We start from the raw sequence: 11,878 nt of genomic DNA, 5'->3' as shown, positions 1-11,878 counted from the left end.
CAATAGTCAGACAAGGATGTTAAGCCAAGAGCCCTTCGTGCAAGGACTCTTGGCATGGCGTTTACAAATCGGAAAGCAAGTCGGAAATATCCTCCAGCTCCTCAAACGTCAAATCTTTGGAACTAAAGTCACTGGGGGTCCATTCTTCTTCTTCTTTGGATACGCAATGCCCGATGAGCCGGCGCAACTGACGAACAAACTCTTCCGCCAAACGGGCCACGGTTTCGAAACGGTAAACATGCTGATGATACTGGAAGTTCATCTCCAATCGTTGATCCATCACTCTACCGTAAATATTCAGCAGATAAGGGCTGGTCGACAACGGACTGAACTCATCGCCCGTCGGCATCGGGGAAATTTGGAACCCTTGGTCTTCATTTTCCTGATCGAACTGCCCCAAATAGTTGAAACTGATCTCCGGTTTCAGGTTCCAGGTCATCCCTTCTTTTTTTACGGGGGAAGTCAGGTATTTCAAAATCCCGTAACCAATTCCTTTATTGGGAATCTTCCGCAATTGCTCTTTCACCTGCTTGATGGCATCCCCTTCATGGTCTGTATCCAGATCAAAAACAACCGGAAACGCCGTCGTAAACCAACCGATGGTGCGGCTTAAATCCACATCTTGCACAATCTCTTCCCGGCCGTGCCCTTCCAGATTGACGGCCACCCGTTCCTGCCCCGTCCACTTGCGGACAGCCAAGACCAGTGCGGTCAACAACAGGTCATTGATTTCGGTATGGTATGCATGGTGCACTTCGGTAAGCAATTGTTTCGTTTCTTCTTCGGTCAGTTCCACTTTGATGGTGGCGTGATCCATGAGGCGCCGCTCTGTCGGCAGGGTGAAATCCCTCGGCAGGGCCGGAACATCCGTATTTTCCACCTGCTTCCAATAATTCAGTTCGGACAAGGCTTGTGGTGAATCGGCATAGTCGGTTAACTTTTTGCTCCATTTTTTAAAAGATGTGGTTTTCTTGGGCAAAACAACCTCCTGGTTTGCGGAAACCTGTTGATAGGCGGTTGCAAAATCCTCCAGCAGAATACGCCACGACACACCGTCCACCAGCAAATGGTGAAGAATGATCAACAAATGATCCCCTTGGCAGGTTTTAAACAATCCCAATTGGATCAATTTGCCCTGGTTGAAATCATGGTTCCGCTGCAATTCATTGGCCATGGACTTAATGTGCGATTCCGGATCGTTGACATGCCGCAAATCAAATTCATAAAGGTTGAAAGACTCCCCTTCTGCCAAACCCCGGTTGATCTGCACCCATTTTTCGCCATCCTGCTCAAAGCGCATTCTCAGCGCGTCATGATGTTCCACCAGCTTGGAGAAAGCTTGATGCACCCGGTCTTTTTGCCAGCCATCCGGATGATAAAGCATCATCGATTGATTCCAATGATGGGCATTCATAAACTCCTGCTCGAAGAACCAATGCTGGATCGGGGTCAGCGGGACTTCCCCCTCGACGATCCCCTCATCATCCGCCGATTCGACCGTTTGTACATACGGTGCCAGTTCATAAATGGTGGGATGGTCGAACAGGTCGTTGATTTTCAGTTTGTAATCCCATTGATGCAACCGGGATACAATCTGAATGGCTTTGATCGAATCCCCGCCCAGTTCAAAGAAGTCATCATGAATCCCGATCCTTTCCAAACCGAGCACTTCTTTCCAGATTTGAACCAGCTTTTTCTCCGCTTCATTGGTGGGTGAAGTGTGTTTCTTACCGGTTTGAACCATCCCGTCCGGTTTGGGCAACGCTTTCTTGTCAATTTTTCCATTGGGGGTCAGCGGGAGTTGTTCCAGTTCCACAAAAAACGCAGGAACCATGTACTCAGGCAACTCTTCCATCATATACCGGCGCAATTCCGGAACCGACCAGGAATCCTTGGCCGTGAAGTAAGCACACAAATACGACGTCCCGTTTTCATTGGTCTGCGCCACCACCGCGGCTTTCTCCACACTCGGGTGTTTCAGCAACCGGTCTGTAATTTCGCCCAGTTCCACCCGGTGTCCGCGAATTTTCACCTGTTCATCAAACCGGCCCAGATACTCGATGTTTCCATCCGCCAGCCACCTTGCCATGTCCCCCGTCTTATACATTTTCGTCCCGGGGACAAACGGATTTTCCACAAACTTTTCCGCAGTTAACTCCGGACGGTTCCAGTAACCTCTGGCCAGCCCTTCCCCGCTGATGCAAAGTTCACCGGGAACCCCGACCGGCTGCAGTTGATGGTCTTTGTTGACAATGTACACCTGCTGATTGAAAAAAGGCTTTCCAATCGGTGTTTTATCCGAAGAATCGTCAAGCTTGGCGTAGGTCGTGCATACCGTCGCTTCCGTCGGCCCGTAGGCATTGATAAATGTGCGGCCGGCTCCCCATTTACCAGCCACCCCCGGGCTGCATGCTTCGCCTGCACTGATGATCGTTTCCAGATCCGGCAATTCTTCATGCGGGACGGACTGCAATACCGACGGCGGCAATGTCACATTGCTGATCCTTTTTTCTTTCAAATATTTCACCAGGTCATTCAAGAGCACCATTTTTTCTTCCAGATACAGGGTCGCCCCGACGGTTAAGGTGGGGAAGATTTCGGCAACCGATGCATCAAAACTGATGGATGCAAACTGTAAAACACGGCTGTGCTCACGGATCTCGTAAGGTTGGGCAATTTGCACCAGATTGCAAAGGTTGCGGTGCTCAATCATCACCCCTTTGGGTTTTCCCGTCGAGCCGGAGGTATAGATCATGTAAGCCAGATCGCCCGGCTGGTTGATGACCGGCAAATCGGAGGCGTCTCCCCTCATCAGTGACGGGCTGATCACCAAAACATTCCCCCGGTAACCGGCCGGCACTTGCAATCCCGGCTGCACCAACAACAATTTGGCCTGGCTGTCCTCCAACATATACTGAATTCGCCCGGCCGGATAATCCGGATCCACGGGGAGATATGCGCCACCGGCTTTTAATACCGCCAAAATGGAGACGATCAACTCCGGCGACCGGTTCATCATGATCCCGACAATCTGTTCGCGGCCGATTCCTTTGTTGCGGAGATTTCTCGCCAGTTGGTTGGCTTGTTCATTCAACTTTTTGTAAGTCCAGACTTCTTCTTTGTAAACCAGCGCCGGGTGATCGGGGGTTTTATTCACCTGTTGTTCGAACAACTGCTGAATCACGGCTTGTTTCGGATAGTCCGTCTTTGTGCGGTTAAAGTCCACAAGCAATTGCTGTTTCTCTTTTTCCGAGACAATTTCCAACCGGTCCAAAGGCGTTTCCGGATTCTCCATGATTTGTTCCATCAAGGTTTGCAGATGCAAAATCACATGCTGCATGTCGGACTCTGTATACACTTCCGTATCATACTTCAGCTTGATCAACCATTCGTCCCCGGGGTAAATGATCAATCCCAACCCATAGCTGTCCTGTTCAAACGCATCCAAACCGGCGATGGAAAATCCGAGATCTTTCTCTTTGCTTTTTAAAGCCTCCATGTCCAGCGGATAGTTTTCAAAGGCCATAATGTGATCGAACAGCTGATTAAACAATGGGGTGTTGGCCTGAATCTCCGCCAACGACGCATAATGGGCTTTTTCCGCCTCCAGAATTTCGCGTTGGGTCCGCACCAACAATTCGGAGAACGGTTCGTTTTCCTGCCGGCGGATCCGCACCGGGACCGTATTGATAAACAGCCCGACCATTTTTTCCACTTGCGGCAGGTCCGACGGCCTTCCGGATACCACGGTTCCGAACACAACATCATCCGTATTGTTGTATTTCTGCAACAACACTCCCCAGATCGCCTGGAAGAACGTACTCGGTGTCACATGATATTTTTGCGCCAACATCGACAACCGGTCGCTCAAATGGCGGGGAAGGCGGAAACTGACCTCTTTCTTTTCCAGTTCAAAATCGGTCTTCCTCCCGATGCCTTTGCTCAAAACGCTGGCTGTCTGTTCATAACCGTGCAAATAATCTCTCCAGAACGCTTTGGCTTCTTCATGGTCTTGTTCTTCCAGCCACCGGATATAATCCCGGTAAGGAGCCATTTTTTCCACTTTGAGCGTGGCATGCTTCATCCGCGCCCGGTACATGTCCAGCCAATCTTCCAACAACAGGCCGATGCACCAGCCGTCAAACAAGATGTGGTGAAAACTCCACACAAAGTGGTAACGTCGATCGCCCAATTTGAACAACGCAAAGCGGATCAACGGCTCATGCAAGGTGGCAAACCCTTTTTTCCGGTCCTCCCGTTTAAACCGGGTTAAGAAAGCTTCTTGTTCCTCTTTGGATTGATGGCTTAAATCCACAAACCGGAACGGAACTTCAACCTCTTTCAACACGGTCTGGAACGGTTGATTCAATTTTTGGTACAAGAAAACCGTTCGCAACACATCATGCTTTTGAACCAAATCATCCAAGCTCTTTTCAAAAGCGGCAAAGTCCACTTCTCCGTCCAAATCGATGTAAAACTGCTCAAAATATTGGATCCGTGTTTGGATCGCATGAAACAAAATCCCTTTTTGCAAAGAAGAGAGCGGATAAATATCATGAATGTTCTTCGGATCCAACACCGAACAAATCTGTTCCAGTTCACGAATCGACAGATCCCTGGCGCTGAAATCACTTGGTGTGCGAACCGGTTCAGCTTGCTTTAAACAGTGACGGACACACCGGGTCAAATGTTCCAAAAAGCGGCGTCCCACCGTCTCAATGGTTTCCCTGCGGAAGAAACGGTGATTGTATCCCACCCGGACTTTGAATTTGCCGTCTGCCACCATACTGTTAAACGTAAGCACATGCGGTTCCGGCGTCAGCGGGCTGAACCAGTCTCCAGTGGATATGGAGCCAAATCCCAATCCTTCTTTTTCAAACTGCCCGAGATAGTTAAAGCTGATCTCCGGTTCGAGCGCAAAGGACAAGTCTTGTTTGTGGTCCAAAGAGGTCAGATAACGCAGGATTCCGTAACCGATTCCCTTTTCCGGAACATGGCGCAACGTTTCCTTGACGCTTGGAATCACACGGGACAACTCCGTCTCATTCAGCTCGAAAACAACGGGATACATGGTGGTAAACCAACCCACTGTCCGGTTTAAATCCACACCGTCAAACAATTCTTCCCGGCCATGTCCTTCCAGATGAAGCGCCACTTTCGATTGTCCCGTCCATTCATGAACAGCCAACGCAAGTCCGGTCAACAACAGGTCGTTCATTTCCGTGTGATAAGCCTGATGTGCTTGGGTCAGCAGTTTCCTGGTGAGCTCTTCATCCAGCTCCAATTCGATCTCCCGCATGTCCCGATGGAGTTTTTCCCCGGTCCATTCCTCATCTTTGGGCAAAGCCGGCACGGTTTGTGAACAAACCCGCTTCCAATAACTTTTTTCTTTCAACATCTTTTTACTGTTTGCAAATTGAAAGAGTTGTTTTGCCCAAGTTTTAAAGGAACTGGTTTTTTGGGGCAACCGGATCTCCTCATGTTTGGATGCCAGATCATAAGCCGTTTGGAAATCTTCCAACAGAATGCGCCAGGAGACGCCGTCCACCACCAAATGATGAATCACCATCAGCAAGTAATCCCCTTCACGGGTGTGAAAAACCCCCAACCGGACCAGCGGGCCGTTTTTTAGATCGATCCCCTTCTGCAGCTTGTTCGCATATGCTTCGATGTTTGCCGGTTCCGATCCGGTCAAATCGAATACATCCAAGGTAAACGCCTGATGTTCCAAGGGTTGATTCGTCTGTTTAATTTCACCGTTTGTGAAATCATACGTCATCCGGAGCGCATCATGATGCCGGACCAACCCCTGGAATGCCTGACCGACCCAAGCCGGGTTCCATCCTTCACCGGAGAAGAGCATCATGGCTTGGTTAAAGTGGTGCGGCTCCTCGGATTGAAGGGAGAAGAACCATTTTTGAATCGGAGTCAACCGGACGTCGCCGGAAACCACTTCCTCTTCCTCCATCCGGGAGACACCGCGCCGGATAGAAGGAGCGAGTTCCGCGATCGTGGGATGACGGAACAACTGCTTGGTTTCCAGTTTCATTTGCTGCTGGTTCAACCGGGCCGCAATCCGGATCGCCTTGATTGAATCACCGCCCAGCTCAAAGAAATTGTCATGGATTCCGACCCGTTCGGCCCCCAAAACTTCCTTCCACACTTCGGCCAACAAGGCTTCGGTTTCCGTTGAAGGCTCCACATATCCGGCCGAAACTGCCTTGCGCAAATCCGGTTTTGGCAATGCGCGTTTGTCGACTTTCCCATTGGCATTTAACGGCAGCGAATCCATTTGGACAAAATATCCGGGCACCATGTAATCCGGCAGTTTTTTCTGCAAGTTTTGCCGCAGTTTGGAAACATCGATTTCACCTTCGGCCACGCAATAAGCGCATAAGTAAGATTGCCCTTTTTCATCCCGGTCCATCATCACAAAGGCTTCCCGGACCGCTTCTTCCTCCAGCAACTTCCGTTGGATCTCGCCCAATTCAATGCGATGTCCCCGGATTTTGACCTGATCATCCAAACGGTCCAAATACTCAATCGTGCCATCCGGCAACCAACGCACCAAATCGCCGGTTTTGTACATGCGCCCGTACGGTGCGAAAGGCTCCCGTACAAACCGCTCTTCCGTCAGTTCGGGGCGGTTCAAATATCCTTTGGCCACCCCGTCTCCGCTGATGCACAGTTCGCCGGGCACCCCGACCGGCTGCAATTGGTTCTCGGAATTCAGCACATAAAGCCGGGTGTTATGGAGAGGTTTCCCGATCGGAATAATTCCCCGCTCGATATGCTTGAACCCAACCGGACAATAGGTAGCGAACACGGTGGTTTCTGTCGGCCCGTACACATGAACAACGCGGTCCTCACCCAAAAACTCCACCGCTCTTTTCACATGGGAAAAGGAGACTTTTTCCCCGCCAAACAAAATTTTCCGGACGTTTCGCAAACATTCCAAATCCAAGTCAACCAGGGTGTTAAACAACGCCGTCGTGATAAAAGTGACCGTGATTTGTTCTTCCCGGATCAGCCGGGATAATTGATTCAAATCCAATAAAGCTTCTGTGGAGACCAAGGTGAGTTGCGCTCCGTGCAACAACGAAATGTAAATGTCAAAAGTCGATCCGTCGAAAGCATAATTGGACAATTGCAACACGCGATCCGAAGGATCCATTTCGATATATCCGTTATTAAACATGGTCCGGATCACGTTATAGTGCATGGTTTCGATGCCTTTGGGCGTACCCGTGGAACCGGAAGTGTAGATGATATACAGGACGTCTTCCGGGGCGTTGATATTCGGCAAATTTCCGGGATCCTCATCTTTCCAAACGTCCGGAGACAATCCGGCCACCGTCCCTTGATAAGAAACGGGAGCGGAAATCCCGGGTTCCACCAACAACATGGATGCCTGACTGTCTTCCAGCATAAACCGGATCCGCTCATCCGGATATTCGGGATCAATCGGCAAATAAGTTCCTCCCGCCTTTACAATCGCCAACAGGCTGACCATCATCAAGGGGGAACGGTTCACCATCAAACCGACGACACTTCCCCTGGTGACCCCTTGTTTCCGCAACCAACGGGCCATCCGGTTGGCTTCTGCATTCAACGCTTGATAAGTCAGGACTTGATCGCCCATTTTGACCGCCGGCCGATCCGGCGTTTTCAGCACTTGCTCCTCAAACAACTGCTGAATGGTCTTCGTTCCGGGATAAGGAGCATCCGTCCGATTAAATTCGGTGACAAGCTGATGGCGGTCTTCCGGCGGGAGCAATTCCACGTCTGCTAGGCACTGCCCCGGATCCTTGGCGATTTGTTCCAAAATGTATAAAAAGGATCGGATATATCGTTGAATCGTTTTCCGTTCAAAAAGACGCGTGCAATACTCCACATGAAAGCGGACGGTGTCAGCTTCTTCCTTTGCTTCCCATGTCATGTCAAACATCGATTGTTTCCAGGGCAACGGCACACTTTTCACGTCCGCTCCGGGAATCCGGACGGCGGCTTCCTCCATGTTTTGCAAAACAAACGCGGTGTCAAAGAGCGGATTGCGGCTCCGGTCCCGCTCCAATTGCAACGCCCCGATGATTTCTTCCAACGGATAATCGCCGTTTTCATAAGCTCCCAGCACCCGGGTTCTGACTTGTTGCATGTAACCGGCAAAAGAAAGTTCCTTTTTGGGCTGTGAACGAAGCGGCAAGGTATTGACAAACATTCCGAAAACCGGTTCCATCCAGGATTTTGCACGTCCGGCCACCGGGATTCCGACAATGATGTCTTCTTGTCCTGACAGTTTGGAAATCAACACCTTGTATGCCGAAAACAGCATCATAAACAAGGTGGCATTTTCTCTTTGCCCGATTTGCTTCAGGCGTTCCACCAATGCCGGTTTCACTTCAAAAGAAACTTTATCTCCGGCAAACTCCTGAACCGGGGACCTCGGATAATCGGCCGGCAATTCAAGGACCGGAATCTCTCCTTCCAGCTGCTTGAGCCAATACTCTTTGCGGCGAAGGCACTCTTCCGAACCTAGCCATTGTTGTTGCCACAAGGCATAATCCTTGTATTGTTTGGAAAGCGGCGGAAGCTCCTGTCCTTGATACAGCGCACCCAGTTCACGGTACAAGATTTCTTCCACCGAGATTCCGTCCGAAACGATGTGGTGCATATCCAACAACAGGTAACAGCTCTCTTTGGCATGAATCAGGGCAGCACGAAGCAAAGGAGCTTGTCCCAAGTCGAACGGCCTGATAAAATCTGCGGCAATCCGTTTGACTTCTTCCTCCGAATCCGCGTGGAACATCTCCCACGTTATCTCTGCTTCGGCATGAACTTTCTGCACCAGTTCTTCATCCACCCAGTGAAAAGAAGTCCGCAACGCCTCATGCCGCTGAACCAATTGTTCCACCGCCGATTTTAACCGCTTTGTGTCAACATTTCCCTTCCATTCCAACAGCACCGGTGTGTGGTAAGTGGTGCCGATGTTTTCCATCTGTTCCACTGCATACAAGCGTTTTTGGACGGAAGACACCGGATAATACTCTTTTTCCTCTGCCCCCTCCCATTCATCCGGGATTCTCCCTTCCGCTTTCCGGATTTGAACGGCCATTTCCCGTAAAACCGGATTTTCAAACAAAGCCTGAATCGAAAGCTGAATCTGAAACTCTTCCCGGATTCTTGACACCAGGCGCATTAACTTGAGGGAATCCCCTCCCAAATGGAAGAAATGGTCCCCGGTTCCGGGCTCCACGTGCAAAATCTCTCTCCAAAGCCGGATCAACGTTTGTTCAGTCTCATCGGTGGTTTTCACCATCTCCCGGGTGGCGGCGACCTCCGCTTCCGGCAACGGCAAGGCTGTTTTATCCACTTTTCCGTTGGGAGTCAGCGGAAAAGCTTCCAAATGAATCAGATGGGATGGAATCATGAAGTCGGGCAATTCCTGCGCCAAGTGTTTGCGGATGTCTTCTTCCTCCCATCCTTCCCGCGCCGTGAAATAGCCGACCAGCCGATTTTCGCCGTATTCATCCTTTTGCACCAAGACCAATGCATCTTGAATCAAAGGATATTCCATGAGGCGTTGTGTGATTTCCCCCAGCTCAATCCTGAATCCACGGATCTTCACCTGATCATCCAACCGCCCCAAAAACTCGAGCCTCCCGTCCGGAAGCCAACGGACCAAATCGCCGGTTTTGTACATGATTTCACCAGGTTCATGGGGATTGGGGACAAACTTTTCCCATGTCAGGTCGTCCCGGTTCAAATAACCGCGTGCCAAACCGGCCCCGCTGATGCATAACTCCCCGGGGACGCCAATCGGTTGCAACTCGTGATTTTGATCCAAGACATAAACACGGTGATTGGCAATGGGTTTTCCAATCATGACCGGTTCGCCGTGACGGACGGTCCCGCTGGTGGTGACAACGGTGTTTTCCGTCGGCCCGTAGTTATTCACGATTTGATACGTTTGCGGAACCACTTTTTGCAGCCGGTCTCCACCGACCAGCAGGGTTTTTAAGCAATGGTTTTTGAGCTCCATAAATTGCTCTGCCACCTGCGTCGGCAGAAAACTTACCGTTACGCCTTTTTCCTGCATAAAATCATTGAGCTGCCGGATGTCGTAACGCAATTCCTCTTCAATGACATATAACGTCGCCCCGGCCACCAACGGCGGGAAAATCTCCCACACGGAAGCATCAAATCCAAAACCGGCATATTTGGTGCACCGGTCTTTTTCGGTGATGTGAAATTGTTGATTATGCCAATAAACCAAGTTAACCAAGGAAGAATGTTCGATCATCACACCTTTGGGTTTTCCAGTGGAACCCGATGTATAAATCACATAAGCCAAATCATCGGGCCGGACCGTCGATGGCAAGGGGCGCACTTCCCTGGTTACACTCCAATCCATTCCCGCCAAATCAAATACCGGGACATCCGCCGCCAAATCGCCGGACGCCGTTTTCAAAGACAGTAACATTTTGGCATGGCTGTCGCTTAACATATACGAAACCCGCTCCGGGGGATAATTGGGGTCCACCGGCAAATAAGCGGCTCCGGTTTTCAAAATCCCCAAAACCCCCACGATCATTTCCAAAGAAGGCGGGACCATGATGGCCACAATATCCCCTTTTTCAATCCCGTGATCCCTTAATGCCATCGCCAACAGATCCGCACGCCTGTTCAACTCCTGATAAGTCAGGCTGACCCCTTTGAATTCAACGGCGGTCCGGTTCGGCGACTTCATGACCCTCTGCTCAATCAGCCAGTGTACCGTTTGGCCGTCCGGAAACGCCCGGGTTGTTTCATTAAACTTTTTCAACAATTTCTTTTCTTGTGCCGTTACAATTTGCAGCTTGGAAATTTCCAAACGGGGCTGGCTGGTGACACTTTCAATGATTTGTTTCAGATGATGACCGGTCGCTTGGACCAACCCGCCATCATACCGGTTCGGATCATATGATATCCGGATGGTCAGGTATTTGGCAGGAATAAAGGTGACAATCAATCCAAGCCAGGGCGAATGCTTTTTGATTTCATAAACGTGGCTTTTATATTTTTTGATCCATTTTTGGTATTCAAAATCGTGCTTGGAATAGGAACGGTCAGCGACCACCACCAGATGGTCCAAGGCTTTTTCTTCCATCCCCGTCGCTTCATGAAACTTGGAAAGCGGAAATAAATAAAAATCAGAATGGACATTCGTTTCAGATAAATGTTGAAAGAGCTGGTGAAAGGTTTGAAAATCATCTTTGACACGGAGCAATCGGATTTCCGGATCGCAAGCAGAAACCTTCTTTCCGGAATGGTCGGCAAATGCAAACAAAACTTCTTTCTCTCCGCTGTATCTCAACAACAAACTGCCCCATACCCCTTGAAGCAACGAAGACAAAGCCCCTTGATACCTTCTGGATAACGCATAAAAACTTTCCGTGACGGACCGGCTCAGTCTGATTTCATAATGCTCCGTTGCTTCGGTCTTGTCCCTCATGTTTTCTTTGCCGGCCCATGTTTTCCTGGCGGGAATGAACACGCCCCCGTCATAGCCGCTTAACCATTCATCATAATACTTCCTGTGCTCACTCCATCGTTCCTTAACATTTGCCTTTGTCATGATTAACCTCCAATTTATATAAAACTTATAATCTATTTCAATTATTTTAAAAAGGCAAAACTCATTTTATCCAAACATCCACCTCTTGTCAATGAGACAATCATGAAATTACAAAATATAATATAAAATTATATTAATAAAAAATGTTTTTTTAGGATAAGATGCAGGTATTTCACTTATAATACCGAGGTATGTATCCTTTAAAAAAATGGTATACTTATATTTTTAAATATACAGCATTTGGGAATTATGAAATATCATACT

1 protein-coding gene is annotated in these 11,878 nt (G+C 49.4%); it reads right to left on the bottom strand.

Annotation, left to right across the window (positions count from 1 at the left end):
* Window positions 1-61: 61 nt before the first annotated feature.
* Window positions 62-11,650, bottom strand: coding sequence for an amino acid adenylation domain-containing protein (locus tag NYE37_RS07085; protein ID WP_340712047.1), 11,589 nt, complete (start codon window positions 11,648-11,650; stop codon window positions 62-64).
* Between the last annotated feature and the right edge of the window lie 228 nt (window positions 11,651-11,878).

This window comes from Thermoactinomyces sp. FSL K6-2592, assembly GCF_038006465.1.
GTDB classification, from domain to species: domain Bacteria; phylum Bacillota; class Bacilli; order Thermoactinomycetales; family Thermoactinomycetaceae; genus Thermoactinomyces; species Thermoactinomyces vulgaris.
Note: the sequence above shows the minus strand (reverse complement) of the source record. Positions and strands in the feature narration are given on the sequence as shown.